Below are 26330 nucleotides of genomic sequence, written 5' to 3' on the forward strand. Positions count from 1 at the left end.
TCCCCGCGGGCGCGGGGATGGCCCCCACCTGGCCGACAACGACTCCGCGGCCCCGAGGAACTGAGCCCGTCTCGTCCCGCGCGCCTTCGCCTCCCGCCACTGCCCGGCGTGCACCGAGCACATCGCACAGCGCCCCCGGCAGGGCCACGTGCATTTTCCTCGCCTTCACCGCCGTCGCCGCGACCCTCATGTGCCATCACAGACTCGCCAAGTGCAGGAAGGCGCTCCGGCCACCCGATCCGACACGCCGCTCGAAGTCAGCCAGGCAGCGCCACGGTGAGATCCACCTCGACGAGCTGTCCGGAAAAGCCCAGCTGGGCAACGCCCAGGAGCGTGCTGGCGGTGGTGAACGCCGGCCCCAGGGCAGACTCGGTGAGCCGGCGCCATACGGCTCCGAGAGCGTCCCTCTCCTCGCTCCGCACGTAGATCACCGACCGCACCACGTGGTGCGGCTGGGCGCTCGCCGCGGCCAGGGCGGTGAGCGCGTTCGCGACCACCTGGTCGACCTGCGCCTCCAGAGAACCGGCACCGACGAGGTCACCGTTCCGGTCAAGCGGGCACTGGCCCGCCAGGTAGGCCGTACGCCCTGCCTCCACCACCGTGACGTGGTGGTAGCCGGGCGTTCCGTGCAGCTGCTCGGGGTTGATGCGGGCGATCTTCTCAGCCATGCCCGCGAGTCTGCCTGGCGTGGTGTCGGCGCGCACCGCAATTTCTCCACCGGCAAGCACTCCACAGCGACCCGGGGTCGAGGAACGGGCCCAGCGCTGGGGCTGGGGCTGGGGAGGTGAACGCCGGGCAGCCCGTCGAGCAGGTCGGCCTGGACGGTGCGGATGCCGTCGGCCGGCCTCCGGGGCCCGGGACGCGGGCACCGGGGCCCGGGACGCGGCGGACTGTGATCCACCAGCCGGGAGTGCCACGACGGCAGAGCCCGGGTGCTGGTCGCGGTCGTGCGCGAGAACCTCGACCAGCGTCTCTCGCCAGCCCACCGAAGGCATTCAGTGGTAACGGCATTTCGGTCCAGGGTTGACAGCATGCGATGAAATGTCTTCGGCCATGACTTGAAGGATCCCCTTGTGGATCGTTCAACTGCCGTGCAGCGCAGGTGTGGAACGGTTGGGTCCGGGCCCCGCGCTCCGGACCGCCCGGCCCTCTTCCTGCCCGTGTCGCCTCCGGTTGCGACCGACCGTACGCCGTGGCGCGGCGTCTCTTTCGGGCCGCCCAAGGAAAACCATGGGGCGGACATACATCAGGTAAGGATCATTTGGGATCACCCGGCATCACCTTCAGTGGCTGAAATGTCACTCAGTGATACCAATCACAAGCAGTGGGGCGATTGTTTACTGGCGTAGGGCTGCGGTAGACGGAAGCCCACAGCACCGATTGGTCATTCCAGGAGCAATGCTCAAAAAGGGGAATCCATGCCGAATGGAATACTTCGTGTCGCCGGACACGTGCCGTCCCGTGTCGTGGACAACCAGCGGATCGGCGCCTGGACGGCAACCGGCGAGGAATGGATCGAGGAGCGTACCGGCGTCCGTGAACGGCGGTACGTGGACGGGGAATCGGCGACGTCCGACCTGGCCGCGGCCGCCGCGACCCGGTTGCTGAGCCCTCCGCACGGAACCCCGTACGAGCCGAGCGAGATCGACGCGCTGATCGTGGCGACCACGACCCCGGACCAGCCCCAGCCGGCGACCGCCGTGTTCGTGCAGGCGCAGCTCGGGCTGGGCAGTGTGCCGGCCTTCGACCTGAACGCCGTCTGCTCCGGCTTCCTGTACGCCCTGGATGTGGCCGACGCGATGCTGTGCGCCCACCGCGCCTGGCGCAACGTCCTGGTCATCGGGGCGGACACCTATTCGACGATCATGGACCGGACGGACCGCAGGACGGTCAGCCTCTTCGGTGACGGTGCGGGCGCCGTACTGGTGGGACGCGTCCCCGACGGCTACGGCATCCACGCCACCTCCCTGCTCGCGGACGGGACGACCGCCGACCACGTCCGGGTCGAGGGCGGCGGCTCGCGACGGCCGGCCGCCACCCTTCAGGACCCGGCCGCCCACTACTTCCGGATGAACGGACGGGCCGTCAAGGAGTGGGCCGTGCAGCATGTGCCCAAGGCCGTGCACCAGGCGCTGGACGAGTCCGGCATGCGCCTCGACGACATCGACCGCGCGGTCTTCCACCAGGGCAACCTGCGACTGGTCCACACGCTCGCCGACACGCTGGGCATCGACTCCCGCAAGGTCGCCGTCACCGCGGACCGCTACGGCAACACCGCCGCCGCCTCCATCCCGTTGACCCTGAGCGAGAGCCACCGCGCCGCGCCACTGAACCGCGGCGAGCGCGTCCTGATGGCCTCCGTCGGCGGCGGCATGACGGCCGGCGCGGCCGTCATGACCTGGTACTGACCGCCCTCACGGACCGGTCGCACAACAGGCACGGCAGGCAGGACAGGCACAGCAAGCAGGACAGGCACGACAGGCGGCACGGGCGGGTCACCCGCCGCACGACTTCCCTCACGCACAGCTAGGAGACACACATGCTTCCCACGGTCAGTCACGGTGACGGCCTCCACGTCTACGACACCGATGGCCGGGAGTACCTGGACGGCTGCTCCGGAGCGATCAACACCAACCTCGGGCACGGGCTCACCGAGGTCACCTCCCGCATGCACCAGCAGCTCGACGCCATCAGCTTCGCGTACCGCACCCAGTTCACCTCCGAGCCGCTGGAGCGGCTCTCCGGGCTGCTCACGGACCTCGCTCCGGGCAGTCTCGGCAACCCCCTCTACTGCAACTCGGGCTCCGAGGCGATCGAGATGGCGCTGCGCCTGACGACCTTGTTCCACGCGCAGGCATACCGGCCCTTCAAGTGCACGGTGCTGACCGAGGAACCCAGCTACCACGGGATGACCGCCGGTGCGCTCAGCGCCTCCGGACATCCCCTGCGCAAGCACAACCTCACGCCCCTGCTGGCGAACCAGGCGACCGTCGCCAAGGTGCGTCCCCGGCACGGCGAGATGCGCGCGGACGTCGAGCAGTGGGAACGGGCCATCGACGAGGTGCAGGCGCAGAACCTGGCCGCCGTGATCGTCGAGCCGGTCGGCGGAGCGTCCTCGGGAGCCGTCCCGTGCGACCCGGCCGTCCTTCGCAGGCTGCGCGAACTCGCCGACCGCGACGGCTTCCTGCTGATCGCCGACGAGGTCATGACCGGCCTCGGCAGGACCGGCGCGTGGTTCGGCTGCGACCACTCCGGGGTCGTCCCCGACGTGATGGTGCTCGGCAAGGGCATGACCGCCGGATACGCGCCGCTGTCCGCCGTCCTGGTCCGCGACGAGATCGCCGCCGCCTTCGACCAGCCGCTGGGCTCCGTGCTGTTCGGACACACGATGGCCGGTGCGCCGCTCGCCGCCGTGGCAGGCCTGGCCACCGTCGAGTACCTGAAGGAGCACGACATCCCCGCTCGCGCGGAGCGCTCCGGCCGCTACCTGCGCACGCTGCTGGACGCCGTCGCCGCCCGCCACGCCGTGGTGCGCGACGTCCGCGGCCGGGGCCTGCAACTCGCCCTGGGCCTGCACGCCGACCCCGACCGCTCGCCCGGCGTCGCACACGACCTGGTGCGGACGGCCCGGGACAACGGACTGCTGCTGTACCCGTCCGGTGTGAACGCCCTGACGGAGTCCGTGATGGTGGCACCCCCACTGAACAGCACCGAGGCCGAGCTGGAGGAGCTGACGGTCCGTCTGGACCGCAGTCTGGCCGCCCTCACGCCGGCCCCCGCCGCACAGGTCCACGAACTGGCCCCCGCCGCCCGCTGAACCGATCCCTGCGCGCGACCCGTCGACCGACCCCCACCACATCCGAAAGGAACACCAACACCCATGCTCCAGCACTTCACCGACCCGGCCCTGCGCGCACGCTACGCCGACCTGGCCGCCGCCTCCGTCGCCAAGCGCGCCGACGACTGCCGGGCGCAGGGCATCCTGGACCGCGAGTCCTGGCAGGAGATCAGCGACGCCGGAATATGGCGGCTGGCCGTGGACCGGCGATGGGGCGGCGACGGCGGCACCTGGTGGGACTTCACCGCCGCCTTCGAGGGCGTCGCGGCGGGGGGCCGCGACCTCGGCTTCTCCCTGTCCATGGTGGCGCAGGCGGGGCTGATCCGTTCCCTGCTCATTTACGGCACGGACGACCAGAAGGGCTACTGGCTGCCCCGGCTGCTGTCCGGGGAGGTCGGCGCCACCGCTCTGACGGAGACCACCGGCGGCTCGGACGTCACCCGGATCAGGACGTCCGCCGCCCGCGACGGCGACATCTACCGCCTCAACGGCCACAAGGACCACATCACCAACGGCCCCGTCGCCGACATGGCCCTGGTCCTGGGCCGAGTGCCCGAGCAGGGCGCCCGGGACATCACCCTGTTCATGGTCGACCTCCACGACGAGGGCGTCACCCAGGGACCCGTGGAGCGCATGATCGGCAACCAGACCAGCCCGACCGGACCCATCGCCTTCGACAATGTGCGGGTGGACGCCCGGCACCTGGTCGGCGAGATCGGCGCGGGCATCGAGGCGATCTACAACACCATCGCCCTCGACCGGCTGCTGTACGGGGTGCTGGCCGCGGCCTACCTCGACCCCCACCTGGACGAGGTGCTCGCGTATGCGCGCCGGCGGCAGGCTTTCAAGCAGCCGATCGCCGACCACCAGTACGTCCAGGGCCGCATCACCGACGCCAAGTTCGCCATCGAGGCGACCCGCTATGTCTCCTACGGCGCCCTGGACGCCCTGTTGCGCGGTGACAGGCAGGCGTCGCTGTTGTGCTCCACCGCCAAGTACCACGCCGGCGAGACGCTCAGGCTCGGCACCGAGACCGCACTGCGTGTCTACGGCCACCTCGGCTACATGGACGGTCCCGCCGCACACGCCCTCCAGGACGCCCTGGGCACCCTCATCGCCGGCGGTACCGCGGAGATGCAGCGCAAGAACGTCTTCAACCAGATGCGGGCCCTGGCGCAGGCCTCCTGACCCTGGCCGCCCCGCCCCCTCAGCACGTCCGCCCGAGCCGGCCGCCCATCCGTCCGAAAGGCACCCATGTCCGACACCACCGCCCCGCCGCGTCCCGCCCTCGACTCCCTCGTCGGCTCCTCGGCCACCCGCCACCACGTGGTCGGGCCCCGCGACTCCGCGACCGCCTGGGACAACGACGTCGACGTCCTCGCCACTCCCGTCCTGTTGTGGCTCGGTGAGGTCACCGCCATGGACGTCGTGCGCGACGAGGTCACCGCGCCCTGGATGACGGTGGGCCTCAACCACGACTCCGCGCACGTGGCCCCGACGCCGGTCGGCGAGGAGATCACCGTCACCGCCACGCTGACCGGCGTGGACGGCAAGGTCCTGACCTTCGACGTGGAGGCACGCGACAGCCGTGCCGTCATCCTGCGCGGTGTGCACGGCCGGGCCGTCGTCCACCGCGGGGCGTTCGAGAGGAAGCTGGCCGAACGCGCCTGATTTCTGGCCGTGGGGACCGCCGCGGGGCGGTCCCCACGGTTGCCCTACGGCACCCGTACGAGCCTGCAGCAGCACTCGCGCGAAAGGAATCTCCGTGCCCCAACTCGTCCTCGGCAACGTGACAAGCGAGTACATGTTCGCCAGTCCGCTCGCCGGGTTCAGCCGCAAGGAAGCCCACAAGCAGCACGCCATCTCCACCCGGACGGCCTGGCTGCTGGAGGACGGTGACGCGATGCTCGCCCACCGGCGGCTCACACCCGACTTCCGGGACTATCTCGTCTCGTCGCTCGGCCTCGATCCCGCGGCCCTGACGTTCCTCACCCCCGACGGACCGGACGAAGGCACGTTCCTCGACGCCCGCACCGCGCTGGCCGGACCGCTGCTGGAACGGCTGCGGGGGACCGTGGGGCCGGACTGGACGCTCACGCCGTACCTGTACGACCGGACCGTAGCCGTACTCGCCGACCGGCTCGGCCTGAACCTGGCCGCCGCGTTCTTCGCCCAGGGCGGCAGCGACTTCTTCAACAGCAAGTCCTTCTTCCGGGCGTGGGCCACCGGCACGGGCGTCCCGGTGGCACGGGGCGAGGTCTGCCGCAGCCGGGGGGCCACCGCGCGTGCCGTGCGGGAGCTGCTGCCCCACACCGGCAGCGTCATCGTCAAGCAGGACTTCAGCGCGAGCGGATACGGCAACGTCCTGTTCACCACCGACGCCGGCGTGCCTTCCATCGGGGCGTCCGCCCGGCACGTCATGGACCCGGACCCCTCCCCCTGGGAGATCGAGGTGGCGCTCGCCACCTCCTTCCCGGTCGTCGAGGGGGTCCGCGACTTCCCCGCGGGCCTGCGTCCGAGCGAGGCCGTCGTCGAGGTCTACCACCCCCACAGCCGCACCCTCTACAGCGAGCTGTTCCTTCCCGACCCGCCCGGCGAGCCCTTCCTCCTCGACCACGGCGACATGCGGATGGAGCCGGTCTGGAACGGCTTCGCCATCCCGCCGGTGGCCCTGTCCGCAGCGGCGGAGCAGCGCATGCTGGACGTGTCGCTGGCCATGGCCCGCACGATCCAGCAGCTCGGTTACCGGGGCTACCTGAACTGCGACTCCATCGTCACACCGACGGGTGAGGTGCTCTTCAGCGAGGTGAACGCCCGGGTGGGCGGCTGCACCCACGTGCACGCCGCGGCCCGGCGGCTGCTGGGCCGCGACTACCAGCGCAGCCATACGGTCCTCACGCGCAACGACCTGCCGGTGCAGGACTTCGCCAAGCTGATCTGGACCGTCGACCACGACCCCCGGCTCAGCCCCGACGGGGACAGCGGTGTCGTGATCCTCGTCGACGACAGCCCCTACAACCAGACCGCGGAGTACCTCGTCTACGGCCGCGGCCCGGAGGCGGCCGAGGAGACGGAACACCTGCTGCGGCAGGCCGCCACCACCCTCTGACCACCTGTCCGAACCGCACCCCCGCGGGGTGGGGGCCCCGGCGCGGCCGGGGTCCTCACCCCGCCCCCGTGACCGCCGCCCCCTGCTTCTGCTTCTGCGCCGCGCGCATCCGCCGGACCTTGGCGATGCTGCCGCAGGCCCGGCCGTTCTCCCCGGCGTACATGCTGCACCAGGTGCGCGTGTTGTTGCGCGACTGGTCGTAGAAGACCCAGCGGCAGTCCGGGCACGCCCGGAGCCGGCGCCAGCGTTCGGCGAGCACCAGACGGGCCGCCTGGCGCAGGACGACGTCGACCGGGGCGGCCGGGCCCTCGAGCCGCAGTTCGCCCTCGCCGATGCGCACGGTCTGCGGCCTGCGGGCGAGCCAGTCGTCCAGCCGCCGGGTGCCGCGCCCGGTCACGTCCTCGCGCAGGTCGTCGCGGAGCAGGAGCAGTTCCGTCAGCTCGTCGGTGCGCGGGCGGGGGATGTGCGGCAGCACGCGCGACCACTCCTGCGCGGACGCGGCGAGATCGGGAAGTGTCTCCGTCTCCTCCCGCGTGTCGTTGGGGATCACCCAGGTGTTGAGGAAGGACCTCATCTCCTCCACCTGTGGCCCGGCCACAGTCGTTCCCGTTTGATTGCCCATGCGTAGAGCTTAGTCGGTAAGCAGGGTTTGCGACCGCCGCAGTCGGTTACCAGTTACCAGCATGAGTGGTAACACGCAGTCGGCCGCGCCACCCGCCCCGACCTACCGTGACGTCCTGCGCCGCGAAGGCGGCACCGCCTGGTATGCCGCCATGGGGCTGATCCGCACCCCCGTCGCCATGGCTCCCCTGGCACTGGTCTTCCTGGGCCACAGCACGGGGTCGTTCTCCGCGGGCGGCGTCATGGCCGCCGCGCACGCACTCGGGGAGGCCGTCGGAGCGCCCTTCCTGGGACGCGGCTTCGACCGGAAGCCCTTCCTGGGTCAGCTGCGCTTCGCCCTGCTCGCCGAGGCCCTCGCCTTCGCTGCCATCGCCGTCCTCGCGGGTCACAGCCCGATGCCCCTCCTGGTGGCCCTGGCCTTCGTCGCCGGAGCGGTCGCCGCGGGCGTGCCCGGCGGCATGCGCGCACAGTTGTCCAGCACCACCCCGGAGCACCTGCGGACCACCGCGCTCGGGCTGGAGAGCGCGCTGAACCAGGCCATCTGGGCCTGCGGCCCGGTGCTCGCCTCGCTGGTGTCCACCCAGGTGTCGCCGCGTGTCGCGCTCGTCCTCATGGCCCTCGCCTCGGCCGCCCCGTTGCTCATGGCCGGCCGTATCCGGCACCGCGACCCCGCCGCACGGGCACAGGAGCACGCTCCCGCCGGGACCCTGAGCGTCATCCGGACGGCCTGGCCCACCGTGCTGCTGGCCGCGGCCATCATGTTCCTGGTCGGCGCGATGGACGTGGCCCTGCCGGCCCGCCTGGAGACGACCGGACAGGAACTCGCGCTGACCGGTGTCATCACGGGGATATTCGCCGTGGCCAGCATCGCGGCCGGCCTCGTCTACGGCCGCCGCGGCTGGCCCGGCACCCCCGGCTCGCAGACACTCGTCCTGCTGCCGGCGATGACCCTGGCGCTGACGCTGTGCGCCGTCACCGCCCAGCTCTGGGGCTTCTTCGCCGCGTTCCTGCTCGGTGGCCTCTTCTACAGCCCACTCATGATCATCAGGAACCTGGCGCTCCAGCACCACCTCCCGGAGAACGTGTGGGCCACGGGCTTCTCCCTCCTGTACGCCGCGGGCGGCCTCGGCTACGGCGCCGCCGCGCTCCTGACGGCCGGGCTCATCGAGGCCACCACCCCGGCCGTCACCATCGTCGTCTGCACGGCGGTGACCACGCTGATCGGCCTGGTCGCGGGCCTGGGCGAACGCGCCGGGAGGAAAAAGGCCGCCCCCGCCGCCGGGAGGGAGACCCACCCGAAGCGGACGACGGCCTGACGGCACATCACCCCGGGCCGTGCCCGGCAGCACCGCGCCGTACGGATCATCCGTACGGCGCGGTGCGCCGGCCGCGATCATCTTCGCGGCCGGCTCGGGGTGCGCCTGGAACCAACCGCCTCCGGGCTTCGGCCCGTCCGCAGTGGCGGCCTTCCGCCGGTTCGCCGAGTGGACCGGGGCCCGGGTGCGGGCCGAGCCCCACCGCCCGGTCCCGGACGAACCGGGTGCCCGGGGTGGGCCGGACCGGTCGCGGTGCGCGATCGACTCCGCCGGCGTCCGGGCCCCCGAAGGGGGCGGCTGACGGGACCGGATCCGGCCGGCCGCGGCAAGAAGTGAAATGGTGTCCGGGATGAGAAGGCATCCATGACCGAACCGCCCCGGACCGCCACCCAGTACGCGTTCGTCGCCCTCGCGCCGCCCGACGACGCGAAGAACGAGTTGGCACACGCACTGGGCCCGGCCTACGCCGCCTGTCCCGACCTGCGCTGGAACCGCATCGAGGACTGGCACATCACCCTGGCCTTCCTGGGCGGGCTGCCGGTGCAGGCCGTCCAGCGGCTTCGTGCACCCCTCGCCGACCTGGCGGCCGCCCGCCCCTCTTTCGAACTGGCACTGCTCGGTGGCGGACACTTCGACGAGCGAGTGCTGTGGAGCGGCATCGGGGGCGATGTCGGCCAACTGCACGAGCTGGGAGAAGCGGTACGGGCGCGGCTCGGGGACTGCGGTGTCGCCTTCGCCGGACGTCCACTGCGTCCCCACCTCACGCTGGCCCGCGCCCGCCGCCACGACAACACGTCCGTGACGGCGGCGGTCGCCTGCCTCGACGGCTTCACCGGACGCCCTTGGCGGACCGCACGTCTCCACCTGGTCGGCAGCACGGTGAGCGGCCACCCGGGCCCGCGGCGCTATCAGGACATCGACGCATGGACCCTGGCCACCGGGCAGGGGCATCCGATCGAAATCACCACAGACTGCAGCGCATGAGCACCAGGACAGTTCGGGCCCCGCAATGACACCCACTCGGCCCCACGCACCCTGAGCCCGCTCGGACGGCCACCCCGCCGGCGAGGAAGCGGGTCGGCAGAGGCCCGGCCGGACACCCCTGTTGACACCTTTGGCTAATAGGAATAGCTTTTGGCTAACGAACTTAGCCGCAAGGCTGAACCAATTAACCACATGGGAGATGTCATGACCGAGTACCTCGCTGTCGACGGTGGCACGATCGCCTACGAGGTGACCGGGGCCGGCCCGCTGGTCGTCCTCGCGCACGGCATGGGCGACCACCGCGCCGCCTATCACGCCGTGACCCCGCAGCTGGTGGCGGCGGGCTACCGGGTCGCCGCGGTCGACCTGCGCGGCTGCGGCGAGTCCAGCACCGACTGGCCGCAGTGGAGCCGCACCGCCATCGCCGGCGACCTGCTCGCGGTGATCCGTCACCTGGGCGGTCCGGCGGTGCTGGTGGGCCACTCGATCTCCGGCGGTGCCGCCACCGTCGCCGCCGCGCAGGCACCGGAGCTGGTCACCGCGCTGGTCGAGCTGGGGCCCTTCACCCGCAAGCAGTCGATGGGCCTGGGCGACCTGCGCAGCAAGCGCCTGCGGCAGGGCATGCTGCGGCTGATGAAGGCGACCGTGTTCGGCAGTGCGCCGGCGTGGCGCTCCTACCTGGAGGTCGCCTACCCCGGAGTGAAGCCGGCCGGCTTCACCGAGCGGCTCGACCGCATCGAGGCGCTGCTGCGCGAACCGGGCCGGATGAAGGCCCTGCAGGGCATGGGCCGCACCACCCCCGTCGACGCCGGCGCCCGGCTCGGCGACGTGCGCTGCCCGGTCCTGGTCGTGATGGGCACCGACGACCCCGACTGGGCCGATCCGCACGCAGAGGGCGCGGCGATCGTCGAGGACCTGCCCGCCGGTCTCGGCCGCCTGGAGATGATCGAGGGCGCCGGGCACTACCCGCACGACCAGTACCCTGACCAGGTGGTTTCGCTGACGCTCTCCTTCCTCCGAACGGACGCCGCCCGTGCCTAGGGCCGGCCTGGACACGACGGCCGTGGTCGCGGCCGGAGCCGGCCTCGCCGACGAGGTGGGCCTGACCCGCCTGACGATGGGGCTGCTGGCCGAGCGCCTGGGCGTACGCACCCCCTCCCTGTACAAGCACGTGGGCGGCCAGGAGGACCTCGTGCGCCGCATCGCGGCGCTGGCGGCGGTCCAGGCCGCCGACGCCGTCGGCACCGCCGTCCAGGGCCTGGCGGGCCGCGACGCCCTGGCCGCCGCGCTGCACGCCTTCCGCACCTTCGTGGTCGACCACCCCGGGCGCTACGCCGCCACGACCGGCTTGGAACCCACCGGCCCGGACGACCCGACGACCCTGGCCGCCCAGCGGCTGTTCGATGTGTTCCGGGCCGTTCTGCGCGGCTACGGACTCGCCGAGTCCGACACGGACCACGCCCTGCGCATGTTCCGCAGCCTCTGCCACGGCTTCGCCACCCTGGAGGCGGCGGGCGGCTTCCAGTGGAGCACCGACATCGACAAGAGCTTCGAATGGCTGATCGCCTTCACCGACCGGGGCCTGCGGACCGCGTGACACCGCTGCCGCCATCGGCGGTGGCACCGGGCCCCGGACCGATCCCTCGGGGCGGACCGTGCGGGAGACGCCTCCGGGCGGTTCGCCCGTTCCGTCCGGATACCTCTCACCCGTGATCACCCGTGATCCCCTGCGATCACAGGGAACCACCTGTGATCAACCGCGCACCGAAGCCTCCCGGGTCTCCTCGCAGGGCGGTGCCGTCGAGACGCGGACCACGAGTTCGGTGGCGAGTTCGATGTGGTGGGACTCGACCTTCTCGGCGTCGGCCAGCCGGAGGGCGATGCGCAGGGCCGCCCCGCCCATCTCCTGGAGCGGCTGACGCACCGTGGTCAGGGGCGGTGCGGCCATCTGGGCGAGGTTCGTGTCGTCGAAGCCGACCACGCTCAGGTCTTCGGGGACGCGCAGACCGCGGGTGCGCGCGGCCTCGATGACACCGACGGCGATCTCGTCGTTGCCCGCGAAGACCGCCGTCGGCGGTTCCCGCAGGCCCAGGAGCGCCGTGGCGCCGAGCAACCCGGTCTCGTACGTGAATTCCCCGGGCAGGACGTAGGCGTCGGGCACCCGCGCCCCCTCCGCCTCCATGGCGGCGCGGTAACCGTGTCTGCGTGCCTGGTTGCACACGGCCATGGCCGGTCCGCCGAGATAGGCGATGCGGCGGTGGCCCAGGGAGAGCAGGTGCCGGGTCGCGGCCAGGCCGCCGGCGAAGTTGGTCGCCCCGACGCTGTTGACCCGGCTGTCCGGCAGGTGCAGCGGGTCCAGCACGACCAACGGCAGCCCGGACCGGGCCAGTTCGTTCAGGTGCGCCGTGGTGTACACGCTGGTGATCGCGATGACGGCGCGGCGTCCCGCCGAGACCAGGTCCCGGGCCCAGTGCGGGGCGTGGGACGCCTTGCTGATCACCACCGAGGCCCCCAGTTCGGCGGCGGAGTCGATGATGCCTTCCAGGGTCTCGGCCACGTACGACGTGAGGCCGCCCTTGAACTGCACCTCGATGGTCGGGGTCCGGACGGCTCCGGTGTGGCGGAGGACGGGTGCGAGGTAATGGTGTTGACGCAGCAGTTCCTGCACGCGGGTGCGGGTGTGCGGCGCCACGTCGCTACGCCCGTTGACCACTTTGGACACGGTCGCGACGGAGACCCCGGCCGCCCGGGCGATGTCCGCCAAGGTGGTGCGCCTGGCGTTCTGCCGCATCGGTTCCTCCCAGCTGTACGTCCACCGGTGTGGTGGGTCGCCCGTCGGGCCGGCGTCGTGGGCGGGACCGGCCGGCCGGGACGCCCGGGGGAACGCGCGCCGCGCCCCCGGCGCGGGCCGCACCGGCTCCCGTCGGTGCGGCATGACCTGCGCCGACGGCGCGTCGGGCACATCAGCCGCATCGTCCCCGCCCTCGATCATTTCCATTTCGAAAAATTTTCGACCCCCGCCAAAACCTTTGGAGGATCATTCCTCCCCGATGGTACGTAGCCTTTCAGCGCCCGGCAACGTACTTGCACGCGTCTTGACACGGCGTCAGGCCGAAATCTAATTTGCACGAACAGAGCTCGCAGAAGTCGATTTCGAAAACTTTTCGATATGGCTCACAAGAAGCCGGTAGCTCTCGAGTGCGGAGAAAAGACATGGGGATTCACTTGTCCCGGCGTACCCTTCTCGGCCTGGCCGCCGGCGTGCCGGTCTCCGCGGCGCTGGCGGGCTGCGGCTCGTCCGGCCCCGGCAGCGGGGGCGCGACCACCTACTGGTACCTGAACGGCCAGCCGCAGGAAGGTGTCAGAGCCGGCGCGGTGGACGCGTTCAACAAGGCCCACCCCGAGGAGCAGATCAAGGACACCACCTTCCAGAACGACGCGTACAAGACGAAGATCAAGACCGCCATCGGCGCCGGACGGGCACCCACCATCATCTGGGGCTGGGGCGGCGGGACGCTGCGCACCTACGCGAAGGCGGGCCAGGTCGAGGACCTCACCCCGTGGTTCGACGAGCATCCCGAGGTCAGGAAGCGGCTGCTCCCGTCCTCGTTCGACGCGGCAACCGTCGACGGCAGGATCTACGCGCTGCCGAGCGAGACCGTGCAGCCGATCATCCTCTACTACAACAGGAAGGTCTTCGACCGGGTCGGTGCGAAACCACCGCAGTCCTGGGACGACATCATGGCGCTGGTGCCCAGGTTCAACGCCAAGGGCATCGCACCGTTCTCCCTCGGCGGCCAGTCCCGGTGGACGAACATGATGTGGCTGGAGTTCCTGTTCGACCGCATCGGCGGTCCCGAGGTCTTCCAGGCCGTCATCGAGGGCGAGAAGAACGCCTGGTCCGACCCGCGCGCCCTCACCGCGCTGACCAAGGTGCAGGAGCTGGTCGAAGCCGGCGGATTCATCAAGGNGCGCCCTCACCGCGCTGACCAAGGTGCAGGAGCTGGTCGAAGCCGGCGGATTCATCAAGGGCTTCTCCTCGATCACCGCGGACTCCAACGCCGACCAGGCACTGCTGTACACCGGCAGGGCCGCGATGATGCTGCACGGCGCCTGGTCGTACGGCATCCAGCAGGCCCGGGGCGGGAACTTCGTCCCCGGCGGCGGGCTGGGCTACATGAACTTCCCGCCCGTGGAGGGCGGCGAGGGCGATCCGGGCAACACCGTCGGCAACCCCGCCCAGTACCTCTCCCTGTCCTCCAAGGCCGGTGCGGAACAGAAGAGGACGGCCAGGGAATTCTTCGCCGAGGGCGCCCTCCAGGACGCCGAGGTGAAGAAGTGGATCGACAACGGATCGGTCCCGATCCGGCTGGGCACCGAGAAACTGCTGGCCGCCGCCGAGAACGCCGACTTCCTGCAATTCACCTACGACGTCGCCACCAAGGCCAAGGCGTTCGGCCAGTCCTGGGACCAGGCGCTCAGCCCGACGGCCGCCGAGACCCTGCTGGACAACATCGTCAAATTGTTCCAGCTGTCCATCTCGCCCAAGCAGTTCGCCGACGAACTCAACGCGGTCACCGGCACATGAGCCCGCCCATCGGCCGCCGTCCGCGCCGCGGACCGCGCAGCATCCTGCCGTGGCTGGCGGCGCCGGCGCTGGTGGTCTTCGTCGGTTTCGCCGTCGTTCCGCTCGTCGGTGTCTTCGTGCTGAGTTTCACCACGTGGGACGGGATAGGCGCCATCCACCCGTCGGGGCTGACCAGTTGGCGTGCGGTACTCACCGACCCCGGACTGCCGCACGCCCTCGGGGTGACGTTCCTGGTGATGGCCGCCTCCTGGGCCGTCCAGACGCCGCTGAGCATTCTGCTCGGCACGTTCATGGCGGGCCGCCGGCGCTACCGTGCCGTGCTGGGCGTGGTGTACTTCGTCCCGCTGATGCTCAGCTCCGCGGCGATCGCGCTCGCGTACAAGGCCCTGCTGGATCCCAACTTCGGACTCGGTGCCGGGCTGGGGATCCGGGTGCTCAGCCAGGACTGGCTGGGGCGGCCCGGGCTCGCGTTCGGGGTCGTCGTCTTCGTCGTCTCCTGGCAGTTCGTCCCCTTCCACTCGCTGATCTACCAGGGCGGTGTCCAGCAGATCCCGAAGTCCCTCTACGAAGCCGCGCAGCTGGACGGGGCCGGACGGATCCGGCAGTTCTTCAGCGTCACGCTGCCCCAGCTGAAATACACCATCATCACCTCGTCCACGCTGATGGTGGTCGGGTCGCTGACCTTCTTCGACCTCATCTTCGTCCTGACCGAGGGCGGTCCCGGCGACGCCACCCGGGTCCTTGCGCTGGACATGTACAAGCGGGGGTTCCAGGCCAGCCTGATGGGACCGGCCAGCGCCATCGCGGTCATCCTGGTCCTGGTGGGTCTGGCCCTCGCCCTGCTGCTGCGCCGGCTCGGGGGCCGGGACGCCGGCGCGAGCCAACTGGAGGGGGCCTGACGTGACCGGCACACTGACCGAAGCGCGACGACCGCAGCAGGCCGGCCACCACGAGCGGCGGAGCCACTCCCGCCGGACGGCCCGCCGGCGCAACTGGGCCGGCGGCCTGGCCGGATGGCTCTGGCTCGGCGTCGTCGCCGTACCCCTGTACTGGACCCTCATCACCAGCTTCAAGGCCCAGAACCGCTACTACGCGGACAACCCGCTGGTGCCCTCGGGCGACCCGACGCTGGAGAACTACCGGCTGGTCGTCGAGTCCGGCTTCCTCCGCTACTTCGTGAACAGCGCCGTGGTCACCGCCGGTGCCGTGGTGCCGGCGGTCCTGTTCTCCTTCATGGCCGCGTACGCGATCGTCCGCGGCTGGCGCATGCGGGTGCTGCGTGCGATGAACGGACTGTTCCTCATGGGCCTGGCCATCCCGCTGCAGGCGACGGTGATCCCGGTCTATCTGATCATCATCGAGCTGGAGCTGTACGACACCCTGCCGGCGCTGATCCTCCCGTCGATCGCCTTCGCCGTCCCCCTGTCCGTCCTGGTCCTCTCCAACTTCATCCGCGACGTGCCCAAGGAGCTGTTCGACTCGATGCGGGTCGACGGCGCCACCGAATGGACGACACTGTGGCGGCTGGCGGCACCGCTCACCCGGCCGGCCATCCTCACCGTGACCATCTTCAACGCACTGACCATCTGGAACGGCTTCCTGCTGCCGCTCATCCTCACGCAGAGCCCCGACCGCCGGACCCTGCCACTCGCGCTGTGGACCTTCCAGGGCCAGTACGGGGTCAACGTCCCCGCCGTCGTCGCCGCCGTCGTCCTGACCACCCTGCCCGTCCTGGTGCTGTACGCGTTCGGCCGCCGCCAGCTGCTGAGCGGTCTGACCGCCGGATTCAGCCGTTGAGCCGCACCGGCGCCGTGGCCGGTGGCCGCCCCGAACCCTGCTCGTCTGCCTGCTCGTACCTGTTCGTCCGCTGCACCCCGGTCGAGGACCTGATGGACGTAGGAGGAAAGTGAACGCCGACGTGGCCGTGGAGAACACCCCCGGGATCTTCCTCTGGAACGACCCCGCCGCTCCCGTCACCGCGAGGGTCGACGCCCTGATCGAGGCGATGACCCTTCGGGAGAAGATCGCCCAGCTGTACGGAGTGTGGGTGGGCGCCTGCGACCAGGGTGGTGAAGTGGCCCCGCACCAGCACGACATGGAGGAGCCCGTCGATCTCGCCGCCCTCCTGCCCACCGGGCTGGGACAGCTGACCCGGCCCTTCGGCACGGTCCCGGTCGACCCCGCCCTGGGCGCGCTGTCCCTGGCCCGCACCCAGACCCGTATCGCCGCCACGAACCGGTTCGGCATCCCCGCTCTCGCCCATGACGAGTGCCTGGCCGGCTTCGCCGCCTGGGGGGCGACCGCCTACCCCGTTCCGCTGTCCTGGGGCGCCACGTTCGATCCGGACGTGGTACGGCGCATGGCCGCCGCCGTCGGCCGCGACATGCGGGCCGTCGGCGTCCACCAGGGACTCGCGCCCGTCCTGGACGTGGTGCGCGACGCCCGCTGGGGCCGGGTCGAGGAGACCATCGGCGAGGACCCGTACCTCGTCGGCACCATCGGGACGGCATACGTACAAGGTCTTGAATCCGCCGGGATCGTCGCCACCCTCAAGCACTTCGCCGGCTACTCGGCCTCCCGCGCCGGCCGCAACCTCGCCCCCTCCTCCATGGGCCCGCGCGAGCGTGCCGACGTGCTGCTGCCCCCCTTCGAGATGGCGATCCGCGAAGGCGGCGCCCGGTCGGTGATGAACGCCTACACCGACACCGACGGCATACCCTCCGCGGCCGACGAGGACCTGCTCACCGGGCTGCTGCGCGACACGTGGGGCTTCGACGGCACCGTCGTCGCCGACTACTTCGCCATCGCCTTCCTCAAGACCCTGCACGGCGTCGCGGCCGACTGGGCCGGTGCCGCCGGCACGGCGCTGCGCGCGGGCGTCGACGTCGAACTGCCCAACGTCAAGACGTACGGCGAGCCCCTGGCCGCGGCCGTCGCCGACGGCCGCGTACCGGAAGCGCTGGTGGATCGCGCCCTGCGGCGGACACTCACCCAGAAGGTGGCGCTCGGCCTGCTCGACCCGGACTGGAACCCCCTGCCGGCCGCGCTCCACGGAGCGGACCCGGACGATCCGGCCGCCCTGCGCGGCCGGATCGACCTGGACGGTCCGGAGAACCGCTCGCTGGCCCGTACGGTCGCCGAGGAAGCGGTCGTGCTGCTCAGCAACGACGGCACCCTGCCTCTCGAAGGGCCGCACCGCATCGCCCTGCTCGGTCCCAACGCCGACGAGCCCGTCGCCGTACTGGGCTGCTACTCCTTCCCCCAGCACATCGGCGTCCGCCACCCCGGGACCCCGCTCGGCATCGACCTGCCCACGCTGCGCGACACACTGGCCTCGGAGTTCCCCGACGCCGAGATCACGGTCGCCCGCGGCACCGGGGTCGACGACGGGGACCTCTCCGGCCTCCACGAGGCCGTACGGGCCGCACGCGGGGCGGACATCGCCCTGGTGGTGCTCGGCGACCGCGCCGGACTCTTCGGGCGGGGCACCAGCGGCGAGGGGTGCGACGTCGAGACGCTGGTGCTGCCCGGCGCGCAGCAGCAACTGCTCGATGCCCTGCTCGACCTGGAGACACCCGTGATCACCGTGCTGCTCGCAGGACGGCCGTACGCCCTCGGCCGCGCCGTGGAGGAGTCCGCCGCGATCGTGCAGTCCTTCTTCCCCGGTGAGGAGGGCACGCACGCGATCGCCGGGGTGCTCAGCGGCCGTGTCAACCCCTCCGGACGTCTGCCGGTCGGCGTGCCGCGCGGACCGGGATCCCAGCCGGCCACCTACCTGGGGGCGCGGCTCGCCCATGCCGGCGAGGTGTCCAGCGTCGACCCGACCCCCGCGTTCGCCTTCGGGCACGGTCTGTCCTACACGCGGTTCGACTGGGCGGACCTGACCGTGGACGTCCGGGAGACCCCGACGGACGGCGAGTTCGCCCTCGCCTTCACCGTCCGCAACGCGGGCGGACGGTCCGGAACCGAGGTCGTCCAGGTCTATCTGCACGACCCGGTGGCCTCCGTCGTCCAGCCGGTGCAGCGCCTCGTCGGCTACGCCCGGGTCGAACTGGCGCCGGGCGAGGCCCGGCGCCTGCGGGTCACGGTCCCGGCCGACCTCGCCTCCTTCACCGGACGCGACGGCCGGCGCGTCGTCGAACCGGGCGCGCTGGAGGTGCGGCTGGCCGCCTCCAGCGCGGATCCGCGCCTGACGGCCGGGGTCACGCTGACCGGGGCCGAGCGCCACGTGGATCACACGCGGCGTCTGCACGCCACGGTCGCGCAGGAGCCGGCCGCCCGGATGTGAACCGGGCGTGCGCAGCGCACGTCGCGCGTCTCACAGCACGCCGCGCCGGGCGAGGTTGCGCATCAGCGCCCGTACACCGAACGTCCACGGCGCGGCCCGCTCGCTGGGGACGACGGTGTTGACCAGAGCGCCGAGCCGCGGGCTGGAGATCCGCACGATGTCGCCGTACTCGTGGGTGAAGCCCGCACCGGCTGCCCGGCGGTCCTCGGTGGGGGCGAACAGCGTTCCGGTGAACAGCACGAAGCCGTCGGGGTACTGGTGGTGCGCACCGTGCGTCGCCACCACCAGGTCCAGCACGTCGCGGCTGATCTCCCGCATGGAACTGCTGCCGTGCAGTACGTAGCCGTCCGTGCCGTCGATCCGCAGGTCGACGTCGATCCCCCGTACGGTGTCGAGGCCGAAGTCCTCGTCGAGCAGGCGGACGAACGGGCCGATCGCGCAGGAGGCGTTGTTGTCCTTCGCCCGGGACAGCAGCAGGGCGCTGCGTCCCTCGATGTCACGGAGGTTGACGTCGTTGCCGAGCGCCGCGCCGCGTACCCGGCCGCGCGAGTCCACGACGAGGACGACCTCCGGCTCGGGGTTGTTCCACACCGAGGCGCCGAGCACTCCGACGTCGGCGCCGGTGCCGACCGCGGACAGCACCGGGGCCTTGGTGAACACTTCCGGGTCCGGCCCGATCCCGACCTCCAGGTACTGCGACCACAGTCCTTCGGCGACGAGCAGTTCCTTGGCCCGGTCCGCTTCCGGGGATCCGGGACGGACGCCGTCGAGCGTGCCGCCCACCACCTGCCCGACGCGGGCCCGCACCCGCGCGGCCTGCGCCGGATCGCCGCCCGTGCGCTCCTCGATGACGCGTTCCAGCAGACTCCGCGCGAAGGTGACGCCCGCGGCCTTGATCACCTGCAGATCGACGGGGGCGAGCAGATGCGCGACGTCACGGCGGCCGGCCGGTGCCGCGAGCAGGTCGTCCAGGCGCCAGGTGTGCCCGCCACCGGCCTCACGGACGACTGCCGCCGCGTCGTCGCGTTCCACGAGGTCCGAGACGGTGGGTGCGACGGCCGTCAGGTCGACGACCTGCTCACCGCGGACCGCGGCCACACAGGGGCCGTCCGATTCCGGGCTGTGGACGCGTGCGACGAGGGCGGCTCGGTCGGCATCCGCCGGCAGGACGGAGGCGGCGGTGAGGACCGGACGGGGGCGCGCTGCTGCCGATTCCACGATCGATGCTCTCCTGGGTACGACGGGATGCGACGGGATGCGACGGGATACGAGCGGATGCGACTGGATGTGACGGGATGCGGCCGGATACGAGGGATGCGGTCGCCCGGGTGGACTCAGTGGGAGTCGCGGGGGACCTGGTGTCCCCGGCTTCCGCGCAGGAACCCGAAGTCGGCGCCCCGGTCGGCCTGTTCCACGTTCTGGGTGTAGAGCCAGGCGTAGCCGCCGGTGTGCCGCTCGACCGGTGCCCTCCACGCCTGCCGGCGCCGCAGGAGCTCGGCGTCGTCCACGTCCAGGCGCAGGGTGCGGTTCGGGACGTCGAGGACGACGGGGTCCCCGTCGTGCACCAGGGCGAGGGGGCCGCCCACGGCGGCCTCGGGCGCCACGTGCAGGACCACCGTCCCGTACCCGGTGCCGCTCATGCGGCCGTCGCAGATGCGCACCATGTCCTTGACGCCGGCCTTCAGCAGCTTGGTGGGCAGCGGGACGTTGGAGACCTCGGGCATGCCGGGATAGCCCCTCGGCCCGGCGTTGCGGATGACGACGACGGTGTTCTCGTCGACGTCGAGGTCCGGGTCGTCGGCCACCTCGTGATACGCCTCGGGGGAATCGAAGACGCGCGCGGGACCGCGGTGGGTGAGCAGGTGCGGTGACGCGGCGGACTGCTTGATCACGGCACCGTCGGGGCACAGGTTGCCGCGCAGGACGGCGATGCCGGTACCGGCCGGCAGGAAGGGGGCCTCGATCCCGGTGATGACGTCGGAACCGACGCGTTCGGCCTTCCCGGTGCTCCCGGCGCCCCCGGCGCCCCCGAGGTTCTCGGCGACGGTGCGTCCGGTGACCGTGAGCTGCCCGCCGTCCAGCAGCCTGCCGCCGAGCAGCTCGGCCATGACGGCCGGCAGACCGCCCGCGTAGCAGAAGTCCTCCATGAGGTAGGTGCCGCTGGGCATCAGGTTGACCAGGGTCGGCACCGCGCGGACCAGGTCGTCGAAGTCCCCCAGGCCCAACTCGACGCCGACGCGTCCGGCGAGGGCGGTGAGATGGATGACCGCGTTCGTGGAGCCGCCGATGGCCGCGTTGACCCGGACGGCGTTCTCGAACGCCTCCCGGGTCAGGATCCGCGAGGGGCGCAGCTCCTCCTCCACCATCCCCACGATGCGCCGTCCCGCCGCCTGCGCGGTCTCCATCCGCCGGGAGTCGACCGCGGGCCAGGCCGCCGATCCCGGCAGCTGCATACCGAGCGCCTCGGCCATGCAGGCCATGGTCGAGGCGGTCCCCATCGTCATGCAGTGCCCTTCCGAACGGGCCATGCACCCTTCCGCGAAGAAACACTCCTCCTCGGTCATCCGGCCGGTCTTCAGGTCCTCCTCGAACTTCCACACGTGGGTGCCGGATCCCACGTCCTGGCCCCGGTACTTGCCGTTGAGCATCGGACCGCCGGTGACCATGACGGCGGGCAGGTCGACACTGGCGGCACCCATGAGCATGGCGGGGGTCGTCTTGTCGCAACCGGACAGCAGCACGACACCGTCGAGCGGATTGGCCCGGATCAGCTCCTCGACCTCCATGGCCATGAGGTTGCGGTACAGCATGGCGGTGGGGCGCATCAGGGTCTCGCCGGTGGCCATGGTGGGGAACTGCAGCGGCAGGCCGCCCGCCTGCCACACGCCGCGCTTGACGGCCTCCGCTACGCGTGTCAGATGGGCGTTGCACGGGGCCAGTTCGGAGGCACTGGTCGCGATACCGATGACGGGACGCCCGTCGAACACCTCGTGCCCGAGTCCCTGGTTGCGCATCCAGGAGCGGTACACCATCCCGCTGCGGCCCTGCGCTCCGAACCATGCCTGGCTGCGGCGGCCCGTCCTCCGACCGTCGGTCATGTGATCACTCCCGTGGCTCCGGCGTCGTCCGCTTCGCGATGGGCGTTCCCGGGTGCGGACCCGCAGGCCGTACCCTGGGAAACAATCATTAGATGATTCGATGAATGGCGTCCAGGGGGCGAACGGGGATCGTGGAGCAGCACTTCCCGACCGCGCATCAGCGCGTGGTCGACGAGCTGGGGCGGCGCATCGTGGGCGGCGCGTGGGAGCCGGGGGACGCGCTGCCGGTCGAGGACGCGCTCGCCGCCGGGATCGGCGTCAGCCGGGGACTGCTGCGGGAGGCGGTCAAGGCACTGGTGGCCAAGGGGATGCTGCGGGTACGCCCCCGCACCGGCACGCGCGTGCTGCCCCCGGAGCACTGGAACCACCTCGACCGTGACGTGCTGCGCTGGAAACAGGCCGGAGACTCCGCGGCTCTGCTGCGCGACACGGGTGAACTGCGCCGGATCGTCGAACCCGAAGCGGCCCGGCTCGCCGCCGACCGGGCCGGTCCCGACGACGTACGAGCCCTGTACGCCTCCTTGGCGGCCATGGAGGCCGCGGCGGCGAACCCCGGCCGCAAGGGCTATGTCGAGGCCGACATCGCCTTCCACCGGGCGTTGCTCGACGCCGGCGGCAACCGCCTCCTCGGCTCACTGGGCCGTGCCGTCGGCATCGCGCTGGAACACAGCTTCCTCGTCAGCATCCGGACCCCCGGCGCGGTGGAGGCCTCGCTGCCGGGTCACCGTGCCGTCGTGCAGGCCGTCGAGGCCCGTGATCCCGCGGCCGCGGCGGCCGCCGTACTGGCCATCGTCGAAGCCGCCGAACGAGAGATCGCCCGGTCCTCCGGAACGCCGGGCGATGCCGCCGACGCCGCCGATGCCGTATGACCTGACACGGCCGCGACCCCGCGGTGCCACGGTGCCACGGTGCCACGGGCAAGGGTCCGTCCGTCATCGATCAGCGGCCTGTTTCGTCTTCCCGCGCGTCGTAGGCGTCGCGGGCCCGTGCGATGGCGGGCATGTTCTCCGAGGCCCACGCCAGCAGTACGTCGACAGGAGGCCGAAGGGTCTTGCCGAGCGGCGTGATCCGGTACCTGACCGCCACCGGGCGGGTGGAGACGACCTCGCGCTCGACCACGCCGTTGCGTTCGAGTCGTCGAAGCGTCGCGGTCAGCGACTTCTGCGTGACCTGGGGGACGGCTCGGCGCAGCTCGTTGAAGCGGCACGGGCGTTCGCACAGTTCGTTGAGGACGCTGAGCGACCACTTGTCGAGAATCTGGTCGAGCAGTTCGCGATGCGGGGATTCGATGCGGAGTTCGTCCTCGGTATCCATGTCCTCGGTATCCATCTCGTCGGTATCCATGGCGAAACCTGGTCTCGTTGAAGTGTCTTTCTTCCACTAGGTAGCTTACGAATACCTACTTCAAAGGGGAAACGACCATGACTGTTCAGCACTTCACGCCCGAGGGCATGTTGCAGCCGACCCCGTACCACCACGTCGCCGTGGGTACCGGGACAAAGCATGTCCACGTCAGCGGCCAAATCGCTCGCCTGGCCGACGGAACCCCGGTCGCGCCCGGCGATCTGGCCGGGCAGGTCGCCCAGGCGCTGCGCAACACCTCCGTCGGGCTGGCGGGCGCGAACGCGTCGTTCGCGGACGTGCTGCGCCTGACGTTCTACGTGACCCGGTGGAGTCCGGAGAAGATCGACGACTTCATGGCGGGTGTGGAAGCCGTCGCCGAAGAGATCGGACTCCGGCTTCCCATGCCGCCGGCCTCCCTCATCGGTGTCGACCACCTCTTCGAGCCGGACGTACTGGTCGAGGTCGAGGCCACCGCGCTGCTCGACTGATCCCCGGGGCCGGGGCGGGCCCTTCCGGCCTCGTCCCGGCGGGGCCGTCGTGAAGGGCGGTGTCCGGCCCGCCGCGGCCCGGACACCGACGGGAGGAGCTACCGGTCGGCCGGACGCACCCGGGGTTCGTGTCGGGTGTGTCCGGGGCTGCCCCCGGAGGGGTCGTCACCGAACCGCAGGCGTGTGATCCAGACCGGTTTCCAGTTCCGGACCACGGGCGTGCGCGCGATCCACGGCAGTTGCCGGCCGTAGACCCTCCCCCGGCCGGGAGGCAGGGGCAGGTCCGTCCACTCGACGATGTTCGGGTGGGCCCCGCGGATCCTGCGGGCTTCCCTCGGATCCATCCCCCAGTAGGTGGGGGGAGGCGCGGTCCCGGCGGGGGTTCTGACACGGCCCTGCCTCATACGGGTGCTGAGCCAGCGGGCGGGTGCCTCGAAGACCATGACGGCACCGGGGAACCGCTCCGCGCAGGCGGCGACGAGTCGGTGCACCTCGGCCGGCTGGAAGTACTGGAACAACCCCTTGACCGTCATCAGGACGCCACGGGTGAGGTCCACCTCGTCCATCCACCGATCGTCCAGCACCGAGCACGCGACGAGCCGCTGCCGTGGCGACTCCGGCAGAAGGCGGCGCCGCAATCCCACCACTTCCGGCAGATCGACGCTGATCCATCGCGCCCGTCCGTTGTCCGCACGCCAGAACTGCGTCTCCAGTCCTCCGCCGAGGGTGACCACGGTCCCCTCGGGGTCACCCCGGAGGAACCGGCGCACCTCGTCGTCGAACACCCGCGTCCGGAGCGCTTCGCCCTCGGCGATGTCCTGCTCGTCCAGGCCGAAGCGCTCCAGGAACGGGTAATCGAGCGCGGCGACCAGCTCGATGGCTTTCGGATCCTCGATCAGGCGGTCGGGCCGGCGTGCCTCGTGGGCGCGCATGTACAGCGTCCACAGCGCGGTCTCGGAAACACCGCCGAGATGCGGCCTCGTGCCCTGCGGTCCCATGGCGGTGACTCCTCACCCGGATCACCCGGATCACCCGGATCCGGTCAGCGGCGGCGCGTGAGGCGGGCCAGCAGGTCCCGGTCGAAGGGCCGTTGGGGCAGAGGCGGCACCACCAGGGTGGAAGTCGCCCGCAGCGAGGAATCGGGAAGCTTGGCCAGTGGAACGGTGGTGATACGCGGCTGCGCGGTCACGTACGGCGATGCTTCGTAGACCGTGACCGGATGGTCGGTGCCGTAGTGGGCGAGCAGCACTTCGGTCAGGCAGGCGGCACCGGGGCGTGCGTCGAACCGTGCGTCGTAGTCCATCATGCCGATGACGCCGACCTGCCACAGGATCAGGAGGCTCGTGGGGTCGAAGACACGATGACGGATCAGGAAATCGGATGCCTCGAAACTCTGGCACCCCGATTTCCCCGGATCCAGGCCCAGATCGGCGAACAACCAGTCCTCGGCGGAGGGGGCGGGAAGCATACGCGCCGAAATGCCTTCCAGGCGCGCTCGGCGGATGGCTTCGTGTCCCGCGTGGGCGAATACCCCCGGGTGCCCGTACAGGGCTACGCACACGAATTGGCCGCGGCGCACCTCGGACAGGATGCGCTGGACCATCTCCTCGTAGGAATCATGGCGCTTCTTGCCGACGGCGTAGTGGACGTCGAGAGTCTCCACGGAGGAGTTCATCTCCCCGAGGCAGTGGGTGACCAAGGGGTCCCCGATCAGGCACAGCACCTTGTCGGCCTGCTCGATACAGGCTCGTGCCTCCAGAGTGAAGTCACCGATGGCCCGGAATCCGGTTCCCACCACGACCAGCTGGGCGTTGCCCACGGCTTCCTGCACCGGACCACCGGTTTCCTCACGCTGCCGCTCACTCACGCCCCGCCCTCGCCGGATTCCTCTTCGTCGAAAGCGAGGAGGATGAGAAGCCCGCCCGCCTCCTCCTTCACCGGGCTGTACTCGGCCAGGACGGCGCGCATACGGCTCACGTCACCGGAGGCGACCGCCTCCCGCTCGGTGCGGGACAGGGCGCTCCCGGCGATGTACGCCTCGGGCGAGCGGCGGAAGGAGTGCTGTCGGCGCGGCTGCGTGACCAGCTCCTCCATGAAATCGACGACTGCGTGCTGCATTGCTCGCTCCTTCCGTGAAGGATTCCCTCCATCAAGAATAGAGCACCGATAAAAACTGCACCCGCACCAGAGCGCGGCCGAATGGATGAATTCGGTTTCCCCGAAAGTGACGCAGCGCTTCAGGGTGCTTCGTCACGGACGCGACACCGGTGTGCGCCGTCCGCGTCTGCTTCCCGGTCACCTGCCGGGCCACCGGCTCCGGCGGCGGGTGCGGGTCAGCCGGAACGCGAACCCACCGGGACGACGGAAGCGGAAGGCGAAGTACCGGGTGTCTGCCTTCACGAACGGGGCACCGGTGGGAGATGAATTCTTTTGTTGTGACGGCTTCGGCGCCGGCCCAGGACAGCAGGCCGGACGGTCCGCCCTGGTTCCAGTGGGCGTTCCTGGGCGTATGGCTGATCCTTGCTTCGTTCATGCTTTACAAGCTGTATCGGAGCGGCCACTTCAAGGGACGGCGCTGAGGCCCGCGCCCACGCCGCCCGCCGGGACGGCGGCGCGTTCCTCGGCGTGCGCTCCCCACTCCGCGCCCTGCCGGAGA

At 71.0% G+C, this 26330-nt stretch carries 23 protein-coding genes and 2 pseudogenes; 16 read left to right on the top strand and 9 right to left on the bottom strand.

Annotated features, from left to right (window positions below; translation table 11 throughout):
* Positions 1-257: 257 nt before the first annotated feature.
* Positions 258-668 (bottom strand): RidA family protein, encoded by a 411-nt coding sequence (locus tag KM933_RS09120; RefSeq protein WP_221350067.1) that lies wholly within the window; start codon positions 666-668, stop codon positions 258-260.
* Positions 669-1418: 750 nt separating this feature from the next.
* On the opposite strand from KM933_RS09120, the gene KM933_RS09125 reads away from it, so the two are divergent.
* From KM933_RS09125 to KM933_RS09145, 5 genes are all read left to right on the top strand, one after another.
* A complete protein-coding gene (locus KM933_RS09125; protein ID WP_221350069.1) occupies positions 1419-2408 on the top strand; it encodes a 3-oxoacyl-ACP synthase III family protein in 990 nt (329 codons plus the stop codon).
* Between the two features lie 131 nt (positions 2409-2539).
* The gene (locus tag KM933_RS09130; RefSeq protein WP_221350071.1) at positions 2540-3817 is read left to right on the top strand and encodes an aminotransferase class III-fold pyridoxal phosphate-dependent enzyme; all 1278 of its coding nucleotides are present in this window, start codon (positions 2540-2542) and stop codon (positions 3815-3817) included.
* A gap of 63 nt (positions 3818-3880) precedes the next feature.
* Complete coding sequence (locus KM933_RS09135; protein ID WP_221350073.1) at positions 3881-5026, top strand: acyl-CoA dehydrogenase family protein; 1146 nt, start codon at positions 3881-3883, stop codon at positions 5024-5026.
* A gap of 66 nt (positions 5027-5092) precedes the next feature.
* The gene (locus KM933_RS09140) at positions 5093-5509 is read left to right on the top strand and encodes a thioesterase family protein (RefSeq protein WP_221350075.1); all 417 of its coding nucleotides are present in this window, start codon (positions 5093-5095) and stop codon (positions 5507-5509) included.
* Between the two features lie 94 nt (positions 5510-5603).
* A complete protein-coding gene (locus KM933_RS09145) occupies positions 5604-6947 on the top strand; it encodes a preATP grasp domain-containing protein (protein WP_221350077.1) in 1344 nt (447 codons plus the stop codon).
* A 55-nt stretch (positions 6948-7002) separates the two neighbouring features.
* On the opposite strand, the gene KM933_RS40215 is transcribed toward KM933_RS09145, so the two are convergent.
* A complete protein-coding gene (locus tag KM933_RS40215; protein ID WP_221350079.1) occupies positions 7003-7569 on the bottom strand; it encodes a CGNR zinc finger domain-containing protein in 567 nt (188 codons plus the stop codon).
* 61 nt (positions 7570-7630) lie between these two features.
* Between KM933_RS40215 and KM933_RS09155 the strand changes: the two genes are divergently transcribed.
* The 5 genes and pseudogenes from KM933_RS09155 to KM933_RS09170 all read left to right on the top strand — a co-directional run bounded on the left by KM933_RS09155 (position 7631) and on the right by KM933_RS09170 (position 11465).
* Positions 7631-8884, top strand: a complete 1254-nt coding sequence (locus tag KM933_RS09155; RefSeq protein WP_221350081.1) for an MFS transporter — start codon at positions 7631-7633, stop codon at positions 8882-8884.
* Between the two features lie 70 nt (positions 8885-8954).
* Positions 8955-9217 (top strand): annotated as a pseudogene (locus KM933_RS39130) (IS5/IS1182 family transposase); the annotation flags it as partial.
* A 30-nt stretch (positions 9218-9247) separates the two neighbouring features.
* A complete protein-coding gene (gene thpR, locus KM933_RS09160; RefSeq protein WP_221350083.1) occupies positions 9248-9868 on the top strand; it encodes an RNA 2',3'-cyclic phosphodiesterase in 621 nt (206 codons plus the stop codon).
* Positions 9869-10072: 204 nt separating this feature from the next.
* The gene (locus tag KM933_RS09165; protein WP_221350085.1) at positions 10073-10909 is read left to right on the top strand and encodes an alpha/beta fold hydrolase; all 837 of its coding nucleotides are present in this window, start codon (positions 10073-10075) and stop codon (positions 10907-10909) included.
* A 22-nt stretch (positions 10910-10931) separates the two neighbouring features.
* On the top strand, positions 10932-11465 hold the full coding sequence (locus KM933_RS09170) for a TetR/AcrR family transcriptional regulator (RefSeq protein WP_221350276.1): 534 nt from the start codon (positions 10932-10934) through the stop codon (positions 11463-11465).
* Positions 11466-11621: 156 nt separating this feature from the next.
* On the opposite strand, the gene KM933_RS09175 is transcribed toward KM933_RS09170, so the two are convergent.
* Positions 11622-12659 (bottom strand): LacI family DNA-binding transcriptional regulator, encoded by a 1038-nt coding sequence (locus tag KM933_RS09175; RefSeq protein WP_221350279.1) that lies wholly within the window; start codon positions 12657-12659, stop codon positions 11622-11624.
* Between the two features lie 428 nt (positions 12660-13087).
* Here KM933_RS09175 and KM933_RS09180 point away from each other — a divergent pair.
* The 4 genes and pseudogenes from KM933_RS09180 to KM933_RS09195 all read left to right on the top strand — a co-directional run bounded on the left by KM933_RS09180 (position 13088) and on the right by KM933_RS09195 (position 18744).
* Positions 13088-14456, top strand: a pseudogene (locus KM933_RS09180) (extracellular solute-binding protein).
* On the top strand, positions 14453-15355 hold the full coding sequence (locus KM933_RS09185) for a carbohydrate ABC transporter permease (protein WP_221350087.1): 903 nt from the start codon (positions 14453-14455) through the stop codon (positions 15353-15355). The pseudogene KM933_RS09180 and the gene KM933_RS09185 overlap by 4 nt, the downstream one beginning before the upstream one ends.
* A gap of 1 nt (position 15356) precedes the next feature.
* On the top strand, positions 15357-16253 hold the full coding sequence (locus tag KM933_RS09190) for a carbohydrate ABC transporter permease (RefSeq protein WP_221350089.1): 897 nt from the start codon (positions 15357-15359) through the stop codon (positions 16251-16253).
* A gap of 109 nt (positions 16254-16362) precedes the next feature.
* Positions 16363-18744, top strand: coding sequence for a beta-xylosidase/alpha-l-arabinosidase (locus KM933_RS09195; RefSeq protein WP_221350091.1), 2382 nt, complete (start codon positions 16363-16365; stop codon positions 18742-18744).
* A gap of 30 nt (positions 18745-18774) precedes the next feature.
* Here KM933_RS09195 and KM933_RS09200 read toward each other — a convergent pair whose 3' ends face one another.
* Entirely contained in the window at positions 18775-19962 is a 1188-nt protein-coding gene (locus KM933_RS09200; protein ID WP_221350093.1) for a fumarylacetoacetate hydrolase family protein, read from the bottom strand.
* Positions 19963-20078: 116 nt separating this feature from the next.
* Positions 20079-21842 carry an IlvD/Edd family dehydratase gene (locus KM933_RS09205; protein WP_221350095.1) on the bottom strand — a complete coding sequence of 588 codons (1764 nt, stop codon included), beginning with the start codon at positions 21840-21842 and terminating at the stop codon, positions 20079-20081.
* 104 nt (positions 21843-21946) lie between these two features.
* On the opposite strand from KM933_RS09205, the gene KM933_RS09210 reads away from it, so the two are divergent.
* On the top strand, positions 21947-22711 hold the full coding sequence (locus KM933_RS09210) for a FadR/GntR family transcriptional regulator (RefSeq protein ID WP_221350098.1): 765 nt from the start codon (positions 21947-21949) through the stop codon (positions 22709-22711).
* A 70-nt stretch (positions 22712-22781) separates the two neighbouring features.
* On the opposite strand, the gene KM933_RS09215 is transcribed toward KM933_RS09210, so the two are convergent.
* Positions 22782-23156, bottom strand: a complete 375-nt coding sequence (locus KM933_RS09215) for a winged helix-turn-helix transcriptional regulator (RefSeq protein ID WP_221350281.1) — start codon at positions 23154-23156, stop codon at positions 22782-22784.
* Positions 23157-23263: 107 nt separating this feature from the next.
* On the opposite strand from KM933_RS09215, the gene KM933_RS09220 reads away from it, so the two are divergent.
* Positions 23264-23674: a RidA family protein gene (locus KM933_RS09220; RefSeq protein WP_221350100.1), complete on the top strand. Its 411-nt coding sequence runs from the start codon at positions 23264-23266 to the stop codon at positions 23672-23674.
* A 98-nt stretch (positions 23675-23772) separates the two neighbouring features.
* Here KM933_RS09220 and KM933_RS09225 read toward each other — a convergent pair whose 3' ends face one another.
* From KM933_RS09225 to KM933_RS09235, 3 genes are read right to left on the bottom strand one after another with little or no spacing between them, the layout of a single operon-like run.
* Positions 23773-24672, bottom strand: a complete 900-nt coding sequence (locus KM933_RS09225; protein ID WP_221350102.1) for a class I SAM-dependent methyltransferase — start codon at positions 24670-24672, stop codon at positions 23773-23775.
* Positions 24673-24716: 44 nt separating this feature from the next.
* Entirely contained in the window at positions 24717-25541 is an 825-nt protein-coding gene (locus tag KM933_RS09230) for an SAM-dependent methyltransferase (protein WP_221350104.1), read from the bottom strand.
* On the bottom strand, positions 25538-25792 hold the full coding sequence (locus KM933_RS09235) for a hypothetical protein (RefSeq protein ID WP_221350106.1): 255 nt from the start codon (positions 25790-25792) through the stop codon (positions 25538-25540). The genes KM933_RS09230 and KM933_RS09235 overlap by 4 nt, the downstream gene beginning before the upstream one ends.
* Positions 25793-26330 lie beyond the last annotated feature (538 nt).

Origin of the sequence: Streptomyces beigongshangae (assembly GCF_019710745.1) — a bacterium.
GTDB lineage: Bacteria > Actinomycetota > Actinomycetes > Streptomycetales > Streptomycetaceae > Streptomyces > Streptomyces beigongshangae.